The 24,041-nt window shown below is 32.7% G+C and carries 23 protein-coding genes; 13 read left to right on the forward strand and 10 right to left on the reverse strand.

What is annotated here, in order from left to right; translation table 11 throughout:
- Positions 1 to 229: 229 nt before the first annotated feature.
- The 4 genes from NU08_RS10995 (at position 230) to recQ (ending at position 5,380) form a co-directional block, all read left to right on the forward strand.
- Positions 230 to 1,633: an arginine decarboxylase gene (locus NU08_RS10995; RefSeq protein ID WP_111369071.1), complete on the forward strand. Its 1,404-nt coding sequence runs from the start codon at positions 230 to 232 to the stop codon at positions 1,631 to 1,633.
- Between the two features lie 99 nt (positions 1,634 to 1,732).
- A complete protein-coding gene (locus NU08_RS11000; RefSeq protein ID WP_057117936.1) occupies positions 1,733 to 2,701 on the forward strand; it encodes a deoxyhypusine synthase family protein in 969 nt (322 codons plus the stop codon).
- A gap of 8 nt (positions 2,702 to 2,709) precedes the next feature.
- The gene (locus tag NU08_RS22330) at positions 2,710 to 3,123 is read left to right on the forward strand and encodes a hypothetical protein (protein WP_008468993.1); all 414 of its coding nucleotides are present in this window, start codon (positions 2,710 to 2,712) and stop codon (positions 3,121 to 3,123) included.
- A 142-nt stretch (positions 3,124 to 3,265) separates the two neighbouring features.
- Entirely contained in the window at positions 3,266 to 5,380 is a 2,115-nt protein-coding gene (recQ, locus tag NU08_RS11010) for a DNA helicase RecQ (RefSeq protein ID WP_129747157.1), read from the forward strand.
- A 209-nt stretch (positions 5,381 to 5,589) separates the two neighbouring features.
- Here the strand turns inward: recQ and NU08_RS11015 are convergent, their stop codons facing one another.
- The 4 genes from NU08_RS11015 to NU08_RS11030 form a co-directional block, all read right to left on the reverse strand.
- Positions 5,590 to 6,105, reverse strand: a complete 516-nt coding sequence (locus NU08_RS11015) for a DinB family protein (protein WP_129747158.1) — start codon at positions 6,103 to 6,105, stop codon at positions 5,590 to 5,592.
- 9 nt (positions 6,106 to 6,114) lie between these two features.
- Positions 6,115 to 8,700: a phosphoenolpyruvate carboxylase gene (locus NU08_RS11020; RefSeq protein WP_129747159.1), complete on the reverse strand. Its 2,586-nt coding sequence runs from the start codon at positions 8,698 to 8,700 to the stop codon at positions 6,115 to 6,117.
- Positions 8,701 to 8,792: 92 nt separating this feature from the next.
- Positions 8,793 to 9,272: an Lrp/AsnC family transcriptional regulator gene (locus NU08_RS11025; protein WP_008468989.1), complete on the reverse strand. Its 480-nt coding sequence runs from the start codon at positions 9,270 to 9,272 to the stop codon at positions 8,793 to 8,795.
- A 77-nt stretch (positions 9,273 to 9,349) separates the two neighbouring features.
- Complete coding sequence (locus NU08_RS11030; protein ID WP_129747160.1) at positions 9,350 to 10,504, reverse strand: M14 metallopeptidase family protein; 1,155 nt, start codon at positions 10,502 to 10,504, stop codon at positions 9,350 to 9,352.
- A gap of 312 nt (positions 10,505 to 10,816) precedes the next feature.
- On the opposite strand from NU08_RS11030, the gene NU08_RS11035 reads away from it, so the two are divergent.
- The gene (locus NU08_RS11035) at positions 10,817 to 11,272 is read left to right on the forward strand and encodes a helix-turn-helix domain-containing protein (protein ID WP_129747161.1); all 456 of its coding nucleotides are present in this window, start codon (positions 10,817 to 10,819) and stop codon (positions 11,270 to 11,272) included.
- Between the two features lie 84 nt (positions 11,273 to 11,356).
- Here the strand turns inward: NU08_RS11035 and NU08_RS11040 are convergent, their stop codons facing one another.
- The gene (locus NU08_RS11040; protein WP_129747162.1) at positions 11,357 to 11,908 is read right to left on the reverse strand and encodes a 1-acyl-sn-glycerol-3-phosphate acyltransferase; all 552 of its coding nucleotides are present in this window, start codon (positions 11,906 to 11,908) and stop codon (positions 11,357 to 11,359) included.
- A gap of 64 nt (positions 11,909 to 11,972) precedes the next feature.
- On the opposite strand from NU08_RS11040, the gene NU08_RS11045 reads away from it, so the two are divergent.
- Genes NU08_RS11045 through NU08_RS11065 form a run of 5 tightly spaced genes read left to right on the forward strand, consistent with a single transcriptional unit; the run spans position 11,973 to position 14,856 of the window.
- Positions 11,973 to 12,638, forward strand: coding sequence for a spermidine synthase (locus NU08_RS11045; protein WP_129747163.1), 666 nt, complete (start codon positions 11,973 to 11,975; stop codon positions 12,636 to 12,638).
- Between the two features lie 4 nt (positions 12,639 to 12,642).
- Complete coding sequence (locus tag NU08_RS11050; protein WP_129747164.1) at positions 12,643 to 13,320, forward strand: peptidoglycan DD-metalloendopeptidase family protein; 678 nt, start codon at positions 12,643 to 12,645, stop codon at positions 13,318 to 13,320.
- A gap of 6 nt (positions 13,321 to 13,326) precedes the next feature.
- Positions 13,327 to 13,803 (forward strand): hypothetical protein, encoded by a 477-nt coding sequence (locus NU08_RS11055; protein WP_129747165.1) that lies wholly within the window; start codon positions 13,327 to 13,329, stop codon positions 13,801 to 13,803.
- Positions 13,804 to 13,815: 12 nt separating this feature from the next.
- Positions 13,816 to 14,340 (forward strand): hypothetical protein, encoded by a 525-nt coding sequence (locus NU08_RS11060; RefSeq protein WP_129747166.1) that lies wholly within the window; start codon positions 13,816 to 13,818, stop codon positions 14,338 to 14,340.
- 48 nt (positions 14,341 to 14,388) lie between these two features.
- Positions 14,389 to 14,856, forward strand: a complete 468-nt coding sequence (locus NU08_RS11065) for a nuclear transport factor 2 family protein (protein WP_008468974.1) — start codon at positions 14,389 to 14,391, stop codon at positions 14,854 to 14,856.
- 234 nt (positions 14,857 to 15,090) lie between these two features.
- Here the strand turns inward: NU08_RS11065 and NU08_RS11070 are convergent, their stop codons facing one another.
- A complete protein-coding gene (locus NU08_RS11070) occupies positions 15,091 to 16,578 on the reverse strand; it encodes an aminotransferase class V-fold PLP-dependent enzyme (RefSeq protein ID WP_129747167.1) in 1,488 nt (495 codons plus the stop codon).
- Between the two features lie 185 nt (positions 16,579 to 16,763).
- On the opposite strand from NU08_RS11070, the gene msrA reads away from it, so the two are divergent.
- Together msrA and NU08_RS11080 are read left to right on the forward strand one after the other, a co-directional pair.
- Complete coding sequence (gene msrA, locus NU08_RS11075; protein WP_129747168.1) at positions 16,764 to 17,297, forward strand: peptide-methionine (S)-S-oxide reductase MsrA; 534 nt, start codon at positions 16,764 to 16,766, stop codon at positions 17,295 to 17,297.
- 175 nt (positions 17,298 to 17,472) lie between these two features.
- Positions 17,473 to 19,041: a protein adenylyltransferase SelO gene (locus tag NU08_RS11080; RefSeq protein ID WP_129747169.1), complete on the forward strand. Its 1,569-nt coding sequence runs from the start codon at positions 17,473 to 17,475 to the stop codon at positions 19,039 to 19,041.
- Between the two features lie 107 nt (positions 19,042 to 19,148).
- Here NU08_RS11080 and NU08_RS11085 read toward each other — a convergent pair whose 3' ends face one another.
- Positions 19,149 to 20,117, reverse strand: a complete 969-nt coding sequence (locus NU08_RS11085) for a YpdA family putative bacillithiol disulfide reductase (protein ID WP_129747170.1) — start codon at positions 20,115 to 20,117, stop codon at positions 19,149 to 19,151.
- 1 nt (position 20,118) lies between these two features.
- Complete coding sequence (locus NU08_RS11090; protein ID WP_129747171.1) at positions 20,119 to 20,592, reverse strand: CYTH domain-containing protein; 474 nt, start codon at positions 20,590 to 20,592, stop codon at positions 20,119 to 20,121.
- A gap of 261 nt (positions 20,593 to 20,853) precedes the next feature.
- On the opposite strand from NU08_RS11090, the gene NU08_RS11095 reads away from it, so the two are divergent.
- Positions 20,854 to 21,378 (forward strand): hypothetical protein, encoded by a 525-nt coding sequence (locus tag NU08_RS11095; protein ID WP_129747172.1) that lies wholly within the window; start codon positions 20,854 to 20,856, stop codon positions 21,376 to 21,378.
- A gap of 98 nt (positions 21,379 to 21,476) precedes the next feature.
- Here NU08_RS11095 and NU08_RS11100 read toward each other — a convergent pair whose 3' ends face one another.
- Both NU08_RS11100 and NU08_RS11105 read right to left on the reverse strand, forming a co-directional pair.
- On the reverse strand, positions 21,477 to 22,517 hold the full coding sequence (locus NU08_RS11100; RefSeq protein ID WP_129747173.1) for an o-succinylbenzoate synthase: 1,041 nt from the start codon (positions 22,515 to 22,517) through the stop codon (positions 21,477 to 21,479).
- A 140-nt stretch (positions 22,518 to 22,657) separates the two neighbouring features.
- Positions 22,658 to 23,896, reverse strand: a complete 1,239-nt coding sequence (locus NU08_RS11105) for a tetratricopeptide repeat protein (RefSeq protein WP_129747174.1) — start codon at positions 23,894 to 23,896, stop codon at positions 22,658 to 22,660.
- Between the last annotated feature and the right edge of the window lie 145 nt (positions 23,897 to 24,041).

Genomic DNA, 24,041 nt, shown 5'->3' on the forward strand with positions numbered 1-24,041 from the left:
AAAGGCACTTCAGCTCTTACAGAAACAGACTCAACAGTTCTTTATTAAGAATGCTGAATCGTTTCTATAATAGTAAAAGTCCTTTCTGTTTTGATGTATTCCAATGTACAAAAGCAGAGCATGAAAAACTGCCTATTATATTCGCCAATATTAGAGTTTGAATTTAAGATTAAGTCCCCAAAAACCTAAAATTAAATTATAATTACAATCTCTAAACATTGACAAATAAATGAATACAAAATATTCTGATCTAATAAACCAAACATACTACTTTCCACAAGAGGAATTTAAATTGAACAAAGACAATCTATTGTTTCACAACATCGATTTGATGAAATTGGTTGAACAATACGGTACGCCATTAAAGTTTACTTACCTTCCTCAGATTTCTGAAAACATCAACAAGGCAAAAGCTTGGTTCAGAAAATCAATGGAAAAGAATAAATACGACGCTAAATATTACTATTGTTATTGTACAAAAAGCTCTCATTTTGAGTACATTATGAATGAAGCTTTCAAGAACAACATTCACATCGAAACTTCATCTGCTTTTGATGTTAATATTGTTGAGAATTTATTAGAAAATGGAAAAATCAACAAAAGTACGTATGTAATTTGTAATGGTTTTAAAAGAGACGAATACATTACTAACATCGGTAGATTAATCAATAACGGACATAAAAATACTATTCCGATTATTGATAATTACGAAGAGTTAGATTTGCTTCAGGCAGAAATTAAAGGTAAATTCAAAATCGGAATCCGTATTGCTGCCGAAGAAGAGCCAAAATTTGAGTTTTATACTTCAAGATTAGGTATTGGTTACAAAAACATAGTTTCTTTCTATAAAAAACAAATTCAGGAGAATGATAAATTAGAGCTGAAAATGCTTCACTTTTTCATTAATACCGGAATTAACGATACATCATATTATTGGAACGAGCTTGTTAAGTGTATTAAAGTATACATTGCTCTTAAAAAAGAATGTCCTACGCTAGACGGACTAAACATTGGCGGTGGTTTCCCTATCAAAAACTCACTTGCTTTTGAGTATGATTATCAATATATGATTGATGAAATTATCAATCAGATTAAAATTGCTTGTGATGAAGCTGAAGTTGATGTTCCAAATATTTTTACGGAATTTGGTTCGTTTACAGTAGGCGAAAGCGGTGGTGCAATCTATCAGATTTTATATCAAAAACAACAAAATGATAGAGAAAAATGGAATATGATCGACTCATCTTTCATTACCACTTTACCAGATACTTGGGCTATAAACAAACGTTTTATTATGCTAGCTATCAATCGCTGGAATGATACTTACGAACGGGTTCTGTTAGGAGGTCTTACTTGTGATAGTGACGATTATTACAATTCTGAGCAAAACATGAACGCCATTTATTTGCCTAAATACAACAAAGAGAAGCCTTTGTATATTGGTTTCTTTAATACTGGCGCTTATCAAGAAACAATTGGAGGATACGGCGGTCTGCACCACTGTTTGATTCCGCAGCCGAAACACATCTTGATTGATCGTGACGAAAATGGAATTCTGGCAACCGAAGTGTTCTCAGAACAACAGACTTCAGACGATGTTTTAAAGATTTTAGGCTATAAAAAAAAGGTGTAAAAAAAACGGCAGATTAAGTTATAATTTTTCTTAAAAAATTCTTAATTTGCATTAACATCCAAAAAGGTTAAACTTTTTAATTCAAAAAAAAACAAAAAAATGAAAGGACCAATCAGTCAGTTTATTGAAAAACATTATTTGCATTTTAACTCTGCTTCGTTAGTAGATGCTGCAAAAGCATACGAACAGCAATTAGCTGATGGCGCAAAGATGCTGGTAAGTATGGCTGGCGCAATGAGTACAGCAGAAATTGGTAAAATTTTTGCCGAAGTAATCAGACAAGACAAAGTGCATATTATTTCATGTACTGGAGCAAACTTAGAAGAAGATATCATGAATTTAGTGGCTCATTCTCACTATGAGAGAGTTCCTAACTACCGTGATTTAACACCAGAAGATGAGTGGGCTTTATTAGAAAGAGGATTAAACCGTGTTACTGACACTTGTATCCCTGAGCATGAAGCTTTCCGTCGTTTACAAAAACATATTTACAAAATTTGGAAAGATGCTGACGACAAAGGTGAGCGTTACTTCCCACACGAATTTATGTACAAAATGTTGTTGTCTGGCGTTTTAGAAGAATATTACGAAATTGATCTAAAAGATAGCTGGATGTATGCAGCTGCAGAGAAAAATTTACCAATCATCGTTCCAGGATGGGAAGATAGTACAATGGGTAATATCTTTGCTTCATACGTAATTAAAGGAGATTTAAAAGCATCTACCATGAAATCTGGAATTGAATACATGACTTTCCTTGCGGATTGGTATTCTAAAAACAGTTCAAACGGAATTGGATTCTTCCAAATCGGTGGTGGTATCGCGGGTGATTTCCCTATCTGTGTAGTGCCAATGCTATACCAAGATATGGAAATGCATGATGTGCCATTTTGGAGCTATTTCTGCCAAATCTCAGATTCAACAACTAGTTATGGTTCTTACTCTGGGGCAGTTCCAAATGAAAAAATCACTTGGGGTAAATTAGACATCAAAACCCCAAAATTTATTATTGAATCGGATGCTACAATTGTTGCTCCGTTAATTTTTGCATACTTATTAGATTTATAAGATAATTTATGAAAAGAGTTATAGTAGACTACGCCAAACTTACCAACGAAATTTTAAACCTTTTGGTTGAAAAGTTTCCTGATGGTTATGATGATTCGGATGTAATCCGTTTTAGAAATGCTAAAAACGAATTGGTTGAAGCTGTTGAAGTTCGTACTGAAGACACTATTTACTTAGTTAAAATTAGTACTAAACTTGCTGACAGAATTGAAAACTACGATGAAGATGACGATTTAGATGTTGATGTAGATGCAATTGCACCAGTTAAAGGTATAGATCTTGATGATGATATTAGTGACGATGATGATGACGATGATAATCTCGACAAGCCTGATACTGATGGTGGTGACGATGATGACGATGATGATGACGACAAAGCTGATACTGACTATGATGAAGAAGACGAAGATGATGAAGATTAATCCATTTTCTCTCTAATAAAAAAAAGGAACTCTGTTTGGAGTTCCTTTTTTTATAATAATTCAATTGCAAATTGCTAAACTTATATTTTTATTTTTATAGGATTATTTTTACATTTAAATCTTAAACAAAAAATACATGCCTATGACCTCGGAAATTCTACACGCTACATTAAAAGAAAATTTTGGTTTTGAAAAATTCAGGCCCAATCAGGAAACTATAATTAATACCGTATTATCTGGACAAGATGCATTGGCAATTATGCCAACAGGCGGAGGAAAATCAATTTGTTTTCAGCTTCCTGCTTTAATTTTACCAGGAATCACTATTGTGATATCGCCACTGATTGCTTTAATGAAAGATCAGGTTGATAGTTTGAGAACAAACGGAATTTCTGCTTGTTATATTAATAGTACACAATCATCGCAAGAACAGCAATATTATATCGACAACTTAAAATCAAATCACTTTAAGTTAGTCTACGTGGCACCAGAAAGTCTTTCTTATCTTGATATGGCTTTTAGCGAATTGAATATTAGCTTAATAGCAATCGATGAAGCGCACTGTATTTCGTCTTGGGGACATGATTTTAGACCTGCTTATACTAATTTAGGATATTTAAAAAGCCGCTTCCCTTCTACTCCAATCTTAGCATTGACAGCTACAGCTGATAAAGCGACACGAACAGACATATCCAAACAATTGAATCTTAAGAATCCGAAAACATTCATAGCTTCTTTTGATCGTAAAAATCTAAGCCTTGAAGTTCGTCCAGCTTTAGATCGTGTCAAGCAAATAATTGATTTTATTGAAAATAAACCCAATGAATCGGGAATTATTTATTGCCTAAGTCGCAAAACTACTGAAGAGCTAGCAGAGAAATTAAAAAAGAATGGTATTGAGGCTAAAGCTTATCATGCTGGTTTAGATAATGAAACACGTACTAAAACTCAGGATCAGTTTATAAATGATGATTGTCAGGTAGTTTGTGCCACAATTGCTTTCGGAATGGGAATTGACAAATCGAATGTTCGTTGGGTAATTCATTACAATCTCCCAAAAAATATAGAAGGATATTATCAAGAAATTGGGCGTGCCGGACGTGATGGTCTTCCTGCTGAAACCGTTTTGTTTGAAAGTTATGCCGATGTAATTCAATTGCAGAAATTTGCCTCAGAAGGACTTAATTCAGATATTCAGCTTGCAAAATTGGATCGAATGAAGCAATACGCAGATGCTGTAAGCTGCCGAAGAAAAATTCTACTTTCTTATTTTGGCGAATTAGTTACCGAGAATTGCGGAAACTGCGATATTTGCAAAAATCCTCCAACTTTTTTCGATGGGACGATTCTCGCGCAGAAAGCTTTGTCTGCTATTGTTCGTTTAAAAGAATCTGAACCTTTAGCCGTAATTGTCGATTTTTTAAGAGGCTCGAGAAACGCATATATCTACGAAAAAAATTATCAAGAGCTAAAAACCTACGGAATTGGCCATGACGTTTCTTGGTACGATTGGAATCAATATCTTATTCAGCTGATCAATTTGGGTTATTGCGAAATTGCTTTTCATCAGCATAATAAAATTCTGCTAACTCCTTTTGCGAAGAAAGTTTTATTTGAAGGCGAAAAAGTGAAGCTAACGACAGTTGTTAAGAAAACAATTGAGAAAAGTGAAACTAAAGAAGCAAAACCAAAAGCAACTAAAAACTCTTTATTTGAGACACTTCGCAAATTGCGTTATGAAATTGCGCAGGAAGAAGAAGTTCCGGCTTATGTTATTTTTAGTGATGCTTCTCTACGCCAAATGGAAATCTTAAGACCAATGAGTGACGAGGAGTTTCTTGCTGTTGAAGGTGTCGGGAAAGCAAAACTAGAAAAATACGGAGCAGATTTCATCAAAGCCATTATTGAATTTGAAAGAAATAAATCTGTTGTCAAAAAAGAGAAAAAAGATAATACTTATAAAAAAACGCTGGAATTATTTCAGAGTGGAGTTTCGGTTGAAGAAATTGCTGAACAGCGAGATTTAAATCCAACCACAATTATTTCGCATTTAGCAAAATTATATGTCGATGGCCATGATTTAGATCTAAGTCAGTTTGTTTCAGAAGATGAAATCCTTCAAATAGAAAAAGCTCAAACAGAATTAGAGAATCCAAATGCATTAAGACCTTATTTCGATTATTTTGAAGAAAAAATGTCTTATGATAAAATTCGATTTGGTTTGGCTTTTTTGGAGAGAAAGAATCAAAAGGCGTAAAAAAAGCTTCGACTCTGCTCAGCCCGACACAATAATTAGAATACAATTGTCAGACAGAGCGGAGTCGAAGTCCTCGTTTTACAGAATGCAAAAATTATACAAAATACCAACCCGACAGGTTTTAAAAACCTGTCGGGTTTACAAAATGTTAAAATCCCAAACTCCAACGATATGGATTTTGGGATTTTAAATTTTCAAATATTTATTTTTTACAAATATCTCTCTTCAAAAACTTTCTGATGATGCTTTTGATGTCCAATCATGACAAAACCTAAAGCACGAACAGAAATCTGATTTCCTGAAGCACTTCCAATTCGCTTTAGCTGTTCATCAGATAAACTTTTGTAAAATAATAAAGTTGAATGTCTCACAGCTGAAAATTCAGTAAGCAGATCTTGAATACTTCTACTATTTGAATTGGTATTGTCTGCATAATCATTTTCTTCAAAACTTGGCAAAGGCGTTTTATCATTTCTTGAAAAACGCAAAGCACGATAGGCAAAAATTCGTTCTGTATCTATAACATGCTGAATAATGTCTTTTATCGTCCATTTTCCTTCTGCATAACGATAATCAAATTTATCCATTGGAATATTTTGAACAAATCGGATAAACTCATGAAGCGAAATTTCTAATTCTTCGATTAAGATTCCATCGCCAGCCGCTTTGATATAAGTACCAAAATGACCTGAATATTCATTATCTAATAATTCTGATGCTTTCATTTTTATATTTTAAGCTGAATTTCTACTTGCGTTAGTATTTCCAAATAATGATCTCGTTACGATTTTCTCATAAACTTTAACCAATTCTTCATTAGGAACTTCGGCTTTGTTTAATTCGTTGATTCTCAATAAAGCATATTGCTGAATAGTCAACAACGGTAAAACAATGCGCTCTCTAATTTGAATTGAAGCAATACCATCAGGATAATTTTCCATCAATGTTTTGTGCCCAGCAATTTTCAATAAAAGGCGTTTTGTTTCTGAGAATTCATCGTAGATAATCTGCCAGAATTCACCAAACTCAGGATCATTTTTCATGTAAGCTGTCAACGGCAAAAATGATTTTGCTAATGACATCATACTGTTTTCTAGCAATGTTTTGAAAAACAATGAATTATGATACAAATCACTCACTTTGTCCCATTGCCCGGTTTCTTCAAAATGTTTTAAAGCTGAACCTACTCCAAAGAATCCTGGAACGTTTTGTTTTAATTGGCTCCATGAACCCACAAACGGAATCGCTCTTAAATCTGCAAAATCTAATGATTCAGATTTGCTTCTTTTAGAAGGACGGCTTCCAATGTTAGTTTTTGAGTAATATTTTAACGTACTCATTTTTTCTAAGTACGGAATAAACTTCGGATGATTTTTGAAGCTTAAATATTTATCATAACCTAAATTAGCCAAATCAGTTAAGATTTGAGTTTCTTCTGCAGTCAATTCATTTTTCTCTTTACTAAATACTTGGTTTGTAACACCAGCACTCAATAAGTTTTCGATATTATAACGGCAAGAATCTAAAGTTCCAAAATTAGAGCTGATCGTTTGACCTTGAACTGTAATCTGAATTTCGTTGTTTTCAATTTTTGGACCTAGAGACGCGTAAAATTTATGTGTTTTTCCACCGCCACGAGCTGGAGGTCCGCCACGTCCATCAAAGAAAATCGCTTTAATTCCGTATTCTCTAGAAATTTTAGTCAACGAAATTTTAGCTTGATAAATACTCCAGTTTGCCATTAAATAACCGCCATCTTTAGTTCCGTCAGAGAATCCAAGCATGATAGTTTGTTTATTTCCTCTCGATTTCAAATGTTTAGCATATTCTGGATTCGTGTACAATTGCTCCATAATAGTATGCGCATTTTGTAAATCGTCTACTGACTCAAAAAGCGGAATAATATCTACAGTAGGATTGTCCCAATTATTTAAACGAATCATGGCAAAAGTCTCCATAACATTCAGAGCACTTTCGTTATTACTAATAATATAACGGTTCGCTCCTTCTTCACCATTGTTTTGCTGAATCGTTTTAATCGCTTGAACAGATTCTAAAGTATATCTAGTAATTTCATTTTCAAAATCAGCTGGATTTAGATTTCCTTTAACTTTCGATAAAACATTGATTTTTTGGTCTTCTGTCAATTCGAAATAATTTTTCGGAAAAACATCTGAACCAGAATTCAAATAATAATTTACAACATCTTTGAAAACTGCATTGTGAATTTTACTGTTTTGACGAATATCTAAAGTTGCAAAATGGAATCCGAATAAATTAATTTTTACTAAAAGAGCGTCTAATTCGTCCAAATATAAAGATTGATGCTTCTCAATAATTATAGTTCGAATTGTGTTTAATTGCGTTAATAATTCTTCTAATGTGATAAAAATATCTCCTTTAGAATAGAATACAGAACGATAAAGCTTATGTTCAAGTTCTGCAACTAAAGCATCTACACCTGAGAAAGTTAACTTACGTTTTAAGTTTCTCATTTCTACATAATAGCATTTCAAAATTGATGTACGCAAACGATCTGCAACTTTAAGCGTAATGTCTGTCGTAACAAAAGGATTTCCGTCACGATCACCTCCTGGCCAGAAACCAAGTTTGATTAGTTGATTGTGAATTGGATTTCCTTCTAAAATATTCTTTTGTAAGTAATGAACAATTTCTCCAGCTGTAGCATAAAAGACGTTTTCAAGGTACCAAATCAAACTTACCGCTTCATCATAAGGATTTGGTTTTTCTTTTTGAATGAAAGGCGTTTTTCCAAGCTGAGCCAGTAATTGTTTAATTTTCAGCAAATCATTTTGACGAATTGCTTCTGTCAAATCATTTATAATTCCTAAAACGGGACCAGGATAAAACTGAGTTGGATGCGCCGTTAAAACGGTACGAACATTAAAACTTTCTAGAAATTCACTTAATTCTTCGTCTTTTTCTTTAGCATCAGATTTCTCTTTGATGTCACGAAGAGATCCGCGTCCTTCCATGTTGTTAACTTCAGGAAAAGCTGCGTCTTCAATAGCATCAAACAATACAATCTGGCGCTCGATATATTGAATAAATCGAAACATAAGATCGATTTTTTCCTCTTCAGAAGCGTTATTTAAGAATTTATTTGAGAAGAAATCTACAATTTCTTTTGGTGTTTCTTGTTTTTTAAAGCCTGTTTCGCAAGTTTCTGTAAATAAAGGAAGTAAAACTCCCGTATTATCTATAGAATCAAATGGTAATGTTATGAAAACACTATTATAAATGTGGTATTTTGAGAGAACGTCTTGATTAAAACGCTCAATTTTTGGCAACGTATACATAATCGTGTTATAGTTGGTTGGTTAATTAGTCATAAAAAAACCCCAAGAATAAACTTGAGGTTATATTTTAATATAGCATTCAAGAAAAGTTCTTACATATTTTTGAAAATAGTATGCATCAAACGCTTCTTATCGTTTATACTTTCCTCTAATGAAATCATAGTTTCTGTTCTGTAAACACCATCAATATCGTCAATCATAAAGATAACTTCTTTCGCGTGCTTAGTATCTTTTGCTCTAATTTTGCAAAAGATGTTGAATTTTCCTGTAGTTACAGAAGCTACAGTTACGAATGGAATTTGATTGATTCTCTCTAATACAAATTTAGTTTGAGATGTATTATTAAGAAAAACCCCTACATAAGCAATAAATGAATAACCTAATTTATCGTAATCTAAGGCTAATGAAGATCCCATGATGATACCGGCATCTTCCATCTTTTTAACTCTAACGTGTACTGTACCAGCAGATATCAAAAGTTTTTTTGCAATGTCAGTAAACGGAACTCTCGTATTGTCTATTAACATATCTAAAATCTGGTGATCTACTTCATCTAAACGAAATTTACTCATAATTGTTTAATTAATATTACTAATTGCTATTACAAAGTATAAAATTATATATAAAAAACAACAAATTCACATAAAAATTAACTTTTTATTAATCCGTTAACAAATTTAACATTTTTATTTAAATAAAAATTTGCTTTCTGACCCGTTTTTGGAAAGTTTTGGAAATCGTCCGAATATTCTGCGCCTTTTGCGTCGTATTCGTAATGACCAAAATAATTTTCCAACTCGCCTACTTCAACTATGTAAGCGTTAAAATGAATCTTATTTTCGATTAATTCTTCTTTGTATTGTGCGACAAAATTCGTAATAATTTCGATACCATCATAATTTATTTTGACATTTTTATACATAAAATCATAAAAAACCACATTATTTTGTGAAATATTCAAATATTCGGAAAATCTATTGTCAACTAAATCGTTTTCGGATATCAGTTTAAAGCTTAAAATTAACGCGAAAAATATGAATTTCCTAGTGATTTCTCGCTCATAATCCTCTGGAAAATGTCCTGCCTCAAATAAGATAGTTGGAACGCCTAAAAACTGAAAAGTGTCTCCTATACAGTTAATATTGAAGGAGTCATCAAAACGTCCAACTTGTCCGGGAATATATTTTTGCAGTTCTTCATTGATTCCTGCAATTATATTAATGGCTTTTAATCTATTATCGTTTATGTCTCTTTCTTCATTATATGAAGGAGCTAAAAAAGAAACAGTTGCAGGTTTTCCAGTTGTTCCTGCTCCAAATATAGTACGCTGATCATGAAGATTAAAGCAGAAGTCAGGTTTAAATTCTTCAAAAATCTGGCGTAACACATTGCTTTCAGGTTGAGTCAAATCTTGCGAATCACGATTTAAGTCAATTTCGTTTGCGTTTGCTCTAGTATAAAGTCTTGCACCATCAGGATTAAGCATCGGAATGCAGTAAAATGTGAACGTATTCAGCATTTGTTTAGCAAAATCGGTATCGTCATTCAGTAAATTAATGAAATCAAATAAAGCTTTTGTAGTTGTACTTTCATTTCCGTGCATTTGAGACCATAGGTATGCGCGCGTTTTTCCCGTTCCAATTTGATAACTATATATAGGTTCTCCCAAAACAGATGTGCCAATAATCTGTACTTGACCATTTGTATTTAACTTATCTAAAAGTGGTTTAATATGATCTAAAGTTAGATATCTGCCAGATATGGACTGTTCTTTGTATTGTGTAAAAAGCTGTTCTAAATTCATTGCATTTCGATTAGTTTACAAAAGTAAACATCTTTATTTTTACAATTGTAAACTGATAAAAAAAATAATAATTTAGAATTGTAAACAGTTTTTGAAGAGTTTTGACATTATTGAGTATAACTTGTTTTAAGTGAGATTTTTATATCACATACAAATACTTAAATAAATAAATTTCAGTTAATTATAATTATCTATTTAAATTTTAAATTTAACATTAAAATGAACTCTAATTAAAATTACAACAATAATATTCAAATACTCTTTCTTTTTGTTTACATTTGTAAATGGAAGAATTTAAAGCACGAATTTACAATGGTAAACATAGATGATTTTGTAAAAAGACTTGAATCTGTATTGGAATATTATGGTTTAAACGCATCTGCTTTTGCTGATAAAATTGGCGTGCAACGTTCTAGTATGTCGCATCTTTTGTCAGGAAGAAATAGGCCAAGTTTAGATTTTGTAATGAAAATTCTAGAAGTTTTTCCAGATGTAGATTTATATTGGATTTTGATAGGAAGAGGAACTTTTCCTAAAATTAATAATGAAGAATCAGTTGAAACTCAAAAATCTTCTTCTCCTATTCTATCAAATGAAAATATGGGAAATGATTTATTCTCGGCTATAGAAATAAATTCGGAAGAAGAAAAAAGAGAAACCAAAAAAAATCCTGTTCTAAAAAACGAAAATTTCAGTTTGGAAGATGATCAAATTGAAAAAATTGTCTTGTTCTATAAAAACGGCACATTTAAGGCCTATTCTTCATAACGCAAAAATTAGCGCGTATTTGAATCTTTGTCCAGAAAATTTTCAAATACGCGATTCTCACGCGTTTGGAAAAATTCTCAGAAATTACAATTTTATGCCATTTTCAGGAATTTTTCCTAAAACACCTTCATAATGCTTCTTCAAAATTTCATAATCGGCTTCATAATTTCCGGTTGGATAAATTGCTTTGCCTAGATCCACTTCTTTTTTACCCCAATCAAAAGCAACGGGAACAATTGGCACATTCGCTTTAAGCGCAATAAAATAAAATCCAGTTTTTATTTCAGTAACTTTTTTTCTAGTTCCCTCTGGTGCAACAGCCAAACGAAAGATTTCTTTTCTATCAAAAATAGAAGCAATTGCATCCACTTTATTTAATCCGCCAGTACGATCTAGTGGCTCTCCGCCCACATTTCTAAAATAAAAACCAAATGGAAATTTAAATAACTCCTTCTTTGCTACAAAATTCATCTGCAATCCAGATATGCCGCGAGTTAATAGACCTATATAAAAGTCATGATTGCTGGTATGAGGCATTACTACTAATACACATTTTTTCACTTCTGCATTCTCTATTCCCACTATCTTCCAGCCCATTAGCTTATAAAAGATGAATTTGTATAATAGTTTTTTCATGAAAGATTTAATATTTGGTGCAAAATAAAAGATTTAATGGTAAATTTGAGTAAAAGCATAAAAAATGATTCGAAAATTTTTCAGTTATATAATTCCAATAAAAATATTTAAGAAAAAATCAGCTAGAAGCAAAATGATCGAAGTTACATGGGCAAATGGCGAATTAGTATTGGACACTGAAAACACAAATTATTCATACGGAAGTTTACAACGCATATTAAGGTATGGACTTCGAAATATTGGTTACGATAAAATCTTAGAAATGGAACATATTCTGCTATTGGGAGTTGCCGGCGGAAGTGTGGTCAAAACCTTAGTAGACGAGATTGCTTACAAAGAAAAAATTACAGGAGTTGAAATCGATCCGGATATGATTCAGATTGCCAATGAGTATTTTAATCTTAATCAAATTAAACAGTTAGAAGTTGTTATTGATGACGCATTTGAATTTGTGCTCAAGACAAAAGACAAATACGATCTCATTATTATAGACATTTTTGAAGATACGCATATGCCGAATTTTTTGTTTGAAAAGTTTTTTGTTGATAGAGTCTGCACTATTTTAAAAGATAATGGCTTTGTTTTGTTCAACACCATGATATTAGACGAAGCGCACAATGTTAGAAACAGAAAATATGTTGCTGAAGTAAATCCGAAAATGTTCAAAACCAAGATGCTGCCTCGCATAGAAATACATAACGAATTAATAATTATAAATAAAGTAGCTTAATTTTATGAAACCCCTTGCCTCAATTTTAAACGCCTTACCACCTACTAAAGTTATTGACACCTCAATTAATCTATCCGAATATGTACCTTTAAATTTATCGGTTTCGAATCAAGAACTGGCAAATCAGAAATTAGATACTTCGGAAGATTTTGAAAGATATATTTCAAGTTTTCTAAAAGAAAACAATGCCAAAGTTGCATTTGGCGGTTATATAGAAGGAAGATTTTTATATCAAAGAAGTCCTATTTTTTTAGATGCCTCAAAACCCGAACGCAATATTCACATCGGATTAGATTTGTGGGCAGAAGCTGGAACTGCTGTGCTTGCCGCACTTGATGGAAAAGTACATAGTTTTAAAAATAATATTGGTTTGGGCGACTATGGTCCTACTATTATATTGGAACATGAAGTAGAAAATGAGAAATTTTATACTTTATACGGACATTTGTCGTTAGAAAGTATAGAGAATTTAAATGTCGGAGACAATTTTAAGAAAGGTGAAAAAATTGCAACCTTAGGAAAAGCCTCTGTAAATGGCGATTATGCACCTCATGTCCATTTTCAGATTATCCACAACATTGGAGATTATTGGGGAGACTATCCTGGAGTCTGCAACACAAAAGACCTAAACTTCTATATCGAAAATTGTCCCGATCCTAACTTATTATTAAAAATTACTTAAATAGTTATGAAGAAAGCAGGATTGATTATATGTTTGTTGTTATTAATTGGATGTAAATCTAAAACCGTTAGCAGAGATACAGAAGATTTAAAAATTAAAAAAGTTTCTGGAGCAGATGTAAATGCAAATCAGCAGCGTAAAGCGTATGATTTAGGAAAGAGAGTCTTAGAAACTTGTAATACTTCAAAATTTAAACCTTTTAATGAAACGGAAGTAACTAAATCGGTTATGGAGAACACAACAGAAGAGCGTTTAACCAAAACCTGCCAAAGATTTAGACAATACTATGGAAGTTTTATAGATTTAAAATTAGATGGAGTTTACAAAACCAAACATGAAGTCATTTACCGCTATCATGCTTTGTACACCAAAAAAGTTGCCAATAAAGAATTGCGCATCTTTGTAAATGAAGACAATCTCATTTCTGCCATAAAATCTATGGATTGGGATGAAAAATTTGATGCCAAGTTAGCCGATCAATAAATTATAATACTTATGAATTTTAAACTACCGCTTCTTCTTTTATTATTTGTTTCAATATTTGCTTCTGCACAGCAAACTATTACTGTAAAAGGTTCTGTGCCATATCCTGCAACACAAGAATATACTTTTATCTGCGAAAAATATGCTTATTCTGGTGAGATAAATGTACAGATAGCCAAAACAGAAAAAGGCGGTATTTTAAAACTAACCATTTCTACGGCGAGCGACAAAGCAAAAATTGCTGGAGGCGTTTACGTTGATTTGACAAATGCCGATGTCATTGCTTGCACAGATAAAAATGTAAAAGAATCGGCAGACGGCAAAACAACTGCTTACTATTATTTTACACCCGCAGAATGGCAGAAGCTTAAAAAGACAGATATTTATGCGATAAGATTTATCATTGCTGGCGGGCCAGATATTTCAGGAAATCTAACTGGACATTTTACAGCTTATAGCAAAGTGAAATATTTCTCTACAGCGTTTGATAAATCTAAAAAAACATTTGATACAGCTAAAGAAATTAGTGTTTTATAGTGATTTTTTAATATAATAAATCTTATATTTAACATAAATATTTTTTTTATGAACTCAAATGAAGCCTTGATTACAAAATTTTATACCGCTTTCGCGAATGCCGACGCTAAAACCATGAGCGAATGCTATCATCCGAAAGTTCATTTTATAGATCCAGCTTTTGGTTTGTTAAAAGAAGAACAGGTTTCTAAAATGTGGGAAATGCTGCTGTTAAAAAGTAAAGGCAACTTAAAAATTGAATTTTCAAATGTTAAGGCAGACGACACAACAGGTTCTGCAAATTGGATTGCTACTTACAATTTTAGCAAAACAAACAGAAAAGTCATTAATAAAATTTCAGCCGAATTTATCTTTCAAGACGGCTTAATTATCAAACATACCGATAATTTTGATGTCTGGAAATGGTCTAAACAAGCCTTTGGACTTACCGGTTATTTATTAGGCTGGACTGGTTTCTTTCAGAAAAAAGTGCAATCGCAAGCTCTTTCTGCGCTGAAACAATTTCAAAAGATTTAATTTCCTTTTAAAAATTAAAAAAACAAACGCGACAGGTTTTTAAACCTTTCGCGTTTGTAACTTTGCGACCTCAATAACCACAGAGATAATCAAGAAAGCTTAAAAAAAAATCTTTGCGCTCTTTGCGTTAAAAAAACTAGCCACAGATTATAAAGATTAAAAGGATTTAAAAAAATCTGCGCTAATCAGTATAATCTGTGGCTAAAAAATCTTTATTGGCTTTTTTAGTAAAATCTAAGATTTAAACCAGCTTTCAACCAATTCGTCTTCAAACGAAGTAGCGTCTTTATGAATAAACTCATTGCGATTTTTATCATAAGAATAATCCAAAGCCCAAGTTTTATGATTGGCAGCCAATTCTTTAATGCTTTTACAAACAAAAGCAATTTCTTCATCAGTTGTAGTTGGGTGAATTGACATTCTAATCCATCCTGGTTTTTTGATCAAATCACCAATAGTAATTTCGTTGACCAATTTATTTGAAGTTTCCTGATCAACATGCAATAAATAATGGCCATAAGTCCCAGCACAGCTGCATCCTCCTCTAGTTTGAATTCCAAAACGGTCGTTTAAGATTTTAACCCCTAAATTAAAATGAAGATCATCAATAAAAAATGAAATTACCCCAAGACGTTCTTTGTGTTGTCCAGCTAAAATTTTGATATTTGAAACAGGATCTAATTCAGAGAAAACATAATTGACAATTTCATGTTCACGCTCCATAATGTTTTCAATTCCCATTTCCTCTTTTAGCTCAATTGCCAGAGCAGTTTTGATAACTTGAAGAAAACCTGGTGTTCCGCCATCTTCACGATCTTCAATATTATCAATATATTTATGCTCTCCCCACGGATTTGTCCAACTCACTGTTCCTCCGCCCGGACAATCAGGAATCATGTTATTGTATAATTTTTTATTGAAAATCAAAACGCCTGAAGTTCCAGGACCGCCAAGGAATTTATGAGGCGACATAAAAACAGCGTCCAAATAAGCTTCTGGATCAGCGGGATGCATGTCAATTTCCACATAAGGACCAGAACAAGCAAAATCAACAAAACAGACACCATTATACTGATGCATTAACTTTGCCGCTTCGTGAAAAGGAGTTCTTAAACCTGTAACATTAGAACAGGCAGTAATAGAAGCAATTTTGATTGTTCTATCTTTATATTTTTCTAATAATGCTTCAAGGTTCTCTAAATTAAAAAGACCTTTCTCGCAAGACGGAATAATCTCAACATCTGCAATAGTTTCCAACCATGAAGTCTGGTTAGAATGGTGTTCCATATGAGAAATAAAAACAATAGGTTTTTTTTCTGCAGGAACATTGGTAAAACTCTTTAAATTCTCAGGAACTTTCAATCCTAAAATACGCTGAAATTTATTGATAACTCCAGTCATTCCAGTTCCATCCGTAATTAAAACATCATCGTTGTTTGCATTGGCATGACGCTTTATAATATGTCTGGCATGATGATATGCTTTTGTCATAGCAGTACCAGATACAGTAGTTTCGGTATGAGTATTAGCGACAAAAGGACCAAACTGATTTAATAGTTTTTCTTCAATCGGACGATATAGTCTTCCGCTGGCAGTCCAATCTGTGTAAATTATTGATTTTCTGCCATAAGGCGAAGTAAATTCTTGATTTATACCGACAATATTCTGTCTAAATTCCTGGAAGTAAGTTTCCAGTGTCATGGTACTATTTTTGCTATTCATTAGTTGTGCCTTGTGTTTGATTGCAAATATATATAGTTTTTTTATAAAATTGCGAATTTATCAATAGTAAACTTCAAACACTATATTACCGTTTAGTATTTTTAGTTAAAACAACTTTTTTTTAATAAATTATCATAATATCCTATCGAATTAATAGGCATTAAACTTTAAAGAAAGTATTATTTATGGGAAATTTATCTGTAGCTACCTTTGGTGGCGGATGTTTTTGGTGTATAGAAGCTGTAATTCAGCGTTTAAAAGGTGTAGAATCAATAAAATCGGGTTATTCAGACGGATTTATAAAGAATCCTGCTTATCGTGAAGTGTGTACAGGCAGAACCGGACATGCAGAAGTGATTCAAGTGACTTTCAACCCTGACATAATTTCATATCATGACTTAATTTTCATTTTCATGACAAGTCATGATCCGACAACTTTAAATCGCCAAGGAGGCGATAGCGGAACTCAATATCGTTCGATAATTTTATATCACGATGATACGCAAAAAGAAATTGCAGAAAAAGTTTTTGAAGAAGTGCAACCTGCTTATGCAGATCCTATTGTAACGCAATTAAAACCTTTTGAAGTTTTTTACGAAGCCGAAGATTATCATCAAAACTATTATAATGAAAACTCCGAAGCTGGATATTGCCAAGTTGTGATCGATCCTAAAATTCAGAAACTTAAAAAAATGTATGCTGATAGATTAGCGGACTAATTTTATAAGTTTTGCCACAGATTATTTTTTTTTGTTTGCCAATTTCCACTAATTTTTAGATTTAGTTGAAAAAACATTCGTGAAAATTTGTGCAATTCGTGGCAAATAGATAACACAGAAAATCTTTTTAATCTTTTTAATCTTTGTAATCTGTGGCATATAGAAAGAAAACAAAATGAAAAATCTAAAAATAAATAATAGATTTACTGCCGAATTACCAGCAGATCCAGATTTGACAAATGAAATTCGTCAGGTAAAAAATACGCTGTTTTCGTACGTAAATCCGACACAGCCTTCAAATCCAAAATTGATTCACGCTTCTGAAGAAGTTGCTGAATTGGTTGGTATTTCTAAAGATGAAATTCAATCAGAAGAATTTCTGAATGTTTTTTCTGGAAAAGAGATTCTTCCGGAAACTAAGCCGTATGCCATGTGTTATGCAGGGCATCAATTTGGAAATTGGGCAGGACAATTGGGCGATGGCCGTGCTATCAATTTAACAGAAGTTGGAAGCAACAATCAATTTTATACGCTTCAATTAAAAGGTGCTGGAAAAACTCCATATTCAAGAACTGCAGATGGTTTGGCTGTTTTACGTTCTTCAATAAGAGAGTACTTATGTGCCGAAGCAATGCATTATTTGGGAGTTCCCACTACTCGATCGCTTTCACTTGCCCTCTCAGGAGATCAGGTTTTAAGAGATATTTTGTATAACGGAAATCCAGCTTATGAAAAAGGTGCTGTCGTTTGCCGAGTAGCTCCTTCTTTTATTCGTTTTGGAAGCTATGAAATGCTTACAGCTAGAAATGAATTGAAAAATCTTAAACAATTTGTAGAATTTACTATTAAGCATTATTTCCCTGAAATCACAGGAGAACCAAAAGAACAGTATTTGCAATTCTTCCAAAAAGTGGCTGATACAACGCGTGAAATGATCTTGCATTGGCAACGAGTTGGATTTGTTCATGGAGTAATGAACACAGACAATATGTCGATTCATGGAATTACGATAGATTACGGACCTTATGGTTGGCTAGAAAATTATGACCCTGACTGGACTCCAAATACAACAGACAGTCAAAACAGAAGATACCGTTTCGGAAATCAGCCTCATGTTGCTCAATGGAATCTGTTTCAATTGGCAAATGCTCTTTATCCATTAATTAATGAAGCTGCCCCTTTAGAGAAAATCCTAGACACATTTATAACTGACTTTGAAAAGGATTACAAAACAATGTTTTTGAGTAAACTAGGAATATTTACTTCAAGTGAAGCTGATGATAAAATCATTAAAGGTTTGGAAGAAATTTTGCAGTTATCAGAAACTGATATGACTATCTTTTTTAGAAATCTTAGTAAAATTAAAAAAGAGGATTCTGTAGAACAAGCATTCGAAAAAATAGAATATGCATTTTATATCCCTGAAGAAATAAAAGAAAACATTCTTGATGCTTGGCAAAAGTGGTTTACCGTTTATCTGGAAAGATTAAATACAGAAAAGCTTTCTGATGAAGAACGTTCAGAAAAAATGAACCAGATTAATCCAAAATATGTACTGCGAAATTATATGGCGCAATTAGCCATTGATGCGGCAGATAAAGAAGATTATTCTTTGGTTGATGAATTATTTCAGCTTTTGAAAAATCCATATGACGAACAACCAGAATCTGAAAAATGGTTTGCAAAACGCCCAGATTGGGCTAGAACTAAGGTTGGCTGTTCTATGTTGTCTTGTAGTTCCTAAAAGTTTTTTTGCCACGAATTACACGAATTTACGCTAATTTCCTTTTTATAAAGTAAAAACTAAACTTATAAAATTTGTGCAAATTCGTGCAATTCGTGGCAAACTTTTTACTTTGAGCTTATAAAATCGACAATCATATTAGCATGAACTCTCGAGTTTTCTATAAACCATTTATGAGTCTGCATTCCGCCACAAACTACTCCGGCAAGAAATAAACCTTCTACATTAGTTTCCATCGTTTCTGGATTATAAACAGGGATTTTCAGTTCGTCATTAGAAAGCTGAATTCCGATTTTTTCAAGAAAATTCAAATCTGGTTTATATCCCGTTAGTGCTAAAACGAAGTCATTTTCAATTGTAACTTTTCCGTTTGGTGTTTGAATTTCTACTTCATTTTCACGGATTTCGGTAATATTAGATTCAAAATAAGCTTTAATGCTTCCTTCTGCAATTCTATTTTCAATATCAGGTTTTACCCAATATTTTACACGGTTATTAATCTCATTTTTACGAATAACCATGGTAACTTCTGCTCCTTTTCTCCAACATTCCAAAGCAGCATCCACAGAAGAATTATTGGCTCCGACAACCAAAACTTTTCTGAACGCATATTCGTGTGCTTCTTTATAATAATGGCGGACTTTTGGAAAATTTTCTCCTGAAACATTCATTTCAATCGGAATATCATAAAAGCCGGTTGCGATTATAACATTCTTAGATTCGTAATTGTTTTTATCCGTTGCAATCTTGAAAATTTTTTGATTTTTCTGAATATCAAGAACTTTTTCAAATAAATTAATATTGAATTTGAAATAGCGATGAATATTTCTATAATATTCCAAAGCTTCTTGTCGTCCTGGTTTTGGCGCTAGACAATTGAACGGAATTCCGCCAATTTCTAATCTTTCTGCGGTAGAAAAAAAGGTCATATAAAGCGGATAGTTAAAAATACTATTAACGATTGCGCCCTTTTCTATAATTACATATTTTAATTTTTTCTTTTCAGCTTCTATTGCACAGGCAAGACCAATCGGTCCGCCTCCTACAATAACAAGGTCATATATTGATTCTGTCATTTTATTTTTGCCAGTCTTTATAAGGATTTTTGCTTAAATAAGCATTGTAATATCTTTCGTCGTTTGTAACTTCTTCTCCAAGCCATTCTGGTTTTTCAAAAATTTCAGCCTCAGAATTTAGTTCAATTTCAGCCATTACTAAGCCTTCATTTTCTCCATAAAATTCATCGACTTCAATTACATGTTCTCCAGATTGTATTTCGTAACGCGTTTTTTCAATTTTACCCTTTTCGCATAGTTTTAGTAATTCCTGTGCTTCATCAAGCGGAATTTCATTTTCCCATTCAAAACGAGACATACCGCCGCTATGGCTTATTCCCTTTATGGTTATATAGCCTTTATGCCCTTTTATTCTAACCCTAACTGTACGCTCAGGAGCAGAGCTCAAATAGCCTTGAGCAATTTTATTCTGAGTAAAAGCTTGATTCTTGTAAACGTCAGATTTTACAAGAAACTTTCTTTCTATTTCAACCATCTTAATTTTAGATTATTTTTTATGCAAGTTACTCATTTTAATCAAGCCTTTGAGCTTATAAAAAATGAAAAATATGTTAATTCATTATTTTTTATCCAAAACCAAAAGGAATCAAAATAACTGATTATTAACATCTTGTAATTATTATTTTAAGTAATTTTGATAGAATTAATTCCTCGTCAAACAACTAGTTATCAGTCTAAGACAATTTTACGCATAACTAAAAACTTACTACAGTTTAAACTCTAAAATAGAACGATCATGAATGTACCTTATGTTGTAATACCAATAGCACTAGGTGTAATCTGCGGGATTTTAGGTTACATACTAGGAAAAATTACTTTTAAGAATGATAATGCCCTTTCAACGTCTCTTCAAGCCGATTTAGATGTTTGCAAAGCGCATACAAAAAATTTAAATGCAAGAATCTTAAAATTAGAAGCTGAACTTGCCGCAAAAAACAAAACAATAGTTCCTGAAATAATTCCTTTCGAGCCTACATTAGCCTTAAATGCTTTAGGTAAAAAAGTAAAGGAAAATGACTTGAAAATAGTGGAAGGAATTGGACCAAAGATAGAATCCTTATTTATCGAGGCAGGAATAAAGACGTGGCAAAACCTTTCGCAAGCTTCAACAGAAAAGTTACAGGCTATTTTGGATGCCGGCGGTGAAAACTACGCTATGCATAATCCGAGTACTTGGGCAAAACAAGCATTAATGGCTTATCAAGGAAAATGGAAGGAATTGAAAGATTGGCAAGATAGTTTGTTGGGTGGAAAAGAGTGACTAAAAAAGATGCTGAGTTTCTAAGACGCTAAGATTTAATTACTAGATAACTAAAGACTTAAAAACTCAGAAACTCAGAAACTCAGAATCTTAGAATCTTAGAAACTTAGAAACTTTTCCCAACTCTTAGAAGAATTGTACCAAAGCTGGCCTTTTTTTACTTCAAGTGGACAATCTATATTATTAGTATATAATGTTCCAGTTCCTAAACCTTGTGGCATGTTTGAATTTAATGTAAATGCCCATTGTGCAATTGCGTTTAGTCCAATATTGCTTTCTAAAGCAGATGTAATCCACCAGCCAATATTATATTTTTCTGCTAAAGTGATCCATTCTTGCGTGCCGCGAAAACCGCCAATAAAGCTTGGTTTTAAAATGATATATTGAGGCTTAATATCCTTAAGCAATTTTTCTTTTTCTTCAAACGAAAACACCCCAATGAGTTCTTCATCTAAAGCAATAGGAAATGGTGTCTGTTTGCACAATTCAGCCATTTCAGCAATTTGACCTTTTTTGATAGGCTGTTCTATGCTATGAAGGTGAAATTGTTTTAATTGATTCAGTTTGTCTAAAGCATTGGTTGGAGAAAAAGCACCATTTGCATCTACTCTGATTTCTATTTCTTCTGCAGAAAAATGACTTCTGATAAATTGCAGTAATTCTAATTCTTTATGAAAATCAATAGCTCCAATTTTAAGTTTTATACAGCTAAAACCATCAGCCAATTTTTCTTCAATCTGCTGTTTCATAAAAGCAGATTCACCCATCCAAACTAATCCGTTTATGGTAATTGAACTTGAAGTATTGGTAAAATCAGACGGAAATAATAGATATGGATCTTCACTTTTAAGAGATAAAAAAGCTATTTCTATTCCGAATTGTATGGAGGGAAATTCTAATAAAGCATTCCAAAGAGCTGTTTCGCCTAAATGAATATTATCGCAAGCCCATTTTAGTTTCTCTTCATAATCTGAACGATCATCTGCGCTTAAGCCACGTAGAATACCACACTCTCCTATTCCTTTTTTGCCATTTTCTTCCAGTACTATAAACCAAGTTTCTTTCTCGGTCATTATTCCTCGTGAAGTTCCTGACGGACGTTTAAATTCTAGTAAGTATTTATGATAAGATGCGTTCATTTTTTTTTAAGTTGCTAAGATGCTGAGTTATTGAGATACTAAGTTCTGAAATACGGAGTTGAAAGAAGATGCTTTAAAAAGCATCTCACATCTAAGCTACTTAGAATCTTAGCATCTTAGTAACTTAGTATCTCAGCAACTTAGTTAAACAATTTTAAGATTTTTTCAAAATCTTTCGATGGTAAACCTGCTTTCTCAAATACTTGAAAATCAAGTTTCGTTTTTGCAATCCAGCTTAAACTATCAGTTACGTTTTGATTTTGATATTTTTTGTAAATGGCTTTGGCAGCACTGTAATCATCGCTCACTAAATAAGTATGAGCTAAATTTAATTTGACTAATAATTCTGTATCGTCCAGCTTTTCTCCTTCTTGAAGCGCTTTTAAGGCTTTTGCATATTGTTTGGTCAAAATATAGCAGTATCCAAGCGAACTGTAATCTAATGCAGTTGCTTTTCCTTCGTTTACAATTGTATTTAATTTCGGAATTGCTTCGTTGTATTTTTGAGCTTTTATTAAAGACGCCACTTGTGTTCTTAAATCGTTGAATACATTTTTAGAAATATCAGCATCTTTGTAACAGCTGTTTCCAAAATCTTTATACACTTTTGTTTTTTCGACAGCCAACAATTTTTGAAACTCATCATAACGATATTGTTTCATGATTTTATTGAGAATACAAACGCAAAAATCATCAGAATTGGCCATTTTCTGTGCCATTGTAGATGTTTTGCACAAACTTATAATTTCGTTTTTATTGTCCTGATTCCAACCACGGTTTAGTTTTGTATCTACCCAAGGCACTACTTCTAAAACTACTTTTTGACTTAAAAGCCAGTTTTTGCTTTCAAAACCAAACCAAATTGTGCTGATGTTTTCTTTTAAACAAGACGATTTATTTACAGATAAGCGTTTAGCATCTTTGCTAACAGGTTCTGCCTGAGAATAGCAAGCTTTATCAATTTTACCATCTGTAACATACTTTTTTGCATTTTCATTAGAGGTAAAAATCGAATAGGTGCATTCATCATCACCTGAAATTTTTGACATCAAGAAAACAGCACCTGCAGAACCTTGACTAACGCCTGTTGGATCTGGAATTGCTTTTAAAAGAGAGACCAAACTATTGGCCATTTCTTGATTTTTATCTAAAAGGGTAATTCTATAGACAATTTCTGTAGTTCCAACAGGTAAATCTTCTGTTGGTATAGAAATCCTATCGCGTGCTGGAACCATAATTTCTTTGGTTGTAGCACGTTCTTTATCCCAATAACCGTCTTTTTGTGCGAACGCGTTACAGGAGATTGCGATAAATAGTAATAAAATGTTTTTTCTGAAAGTTGTATTTTGTGATGACGCTTTAATTGCCACAGATTTCACAGATTAAAATGATTTTTACTTTTAAAACTCAAAATTCAATTAACATAGATTATGCCAAATAACTTTCTTATGGAATTGAGTGCCCTAGCCCCGATAGAGGCGGTATCTCCCGATTAACAAAACAAGGCTTTTTCAGCCGTAGTTT

The organism is Flavobacterium anhuiense (genome assembly GCF_004151235.1).
Classification (GTDB): Bacteria; Bacteroidota; Bacteroidia; order Flavobacteriales; family Flavobacteriaceae; genus Flavobacterium; species Flavobacterium anhuiense_A.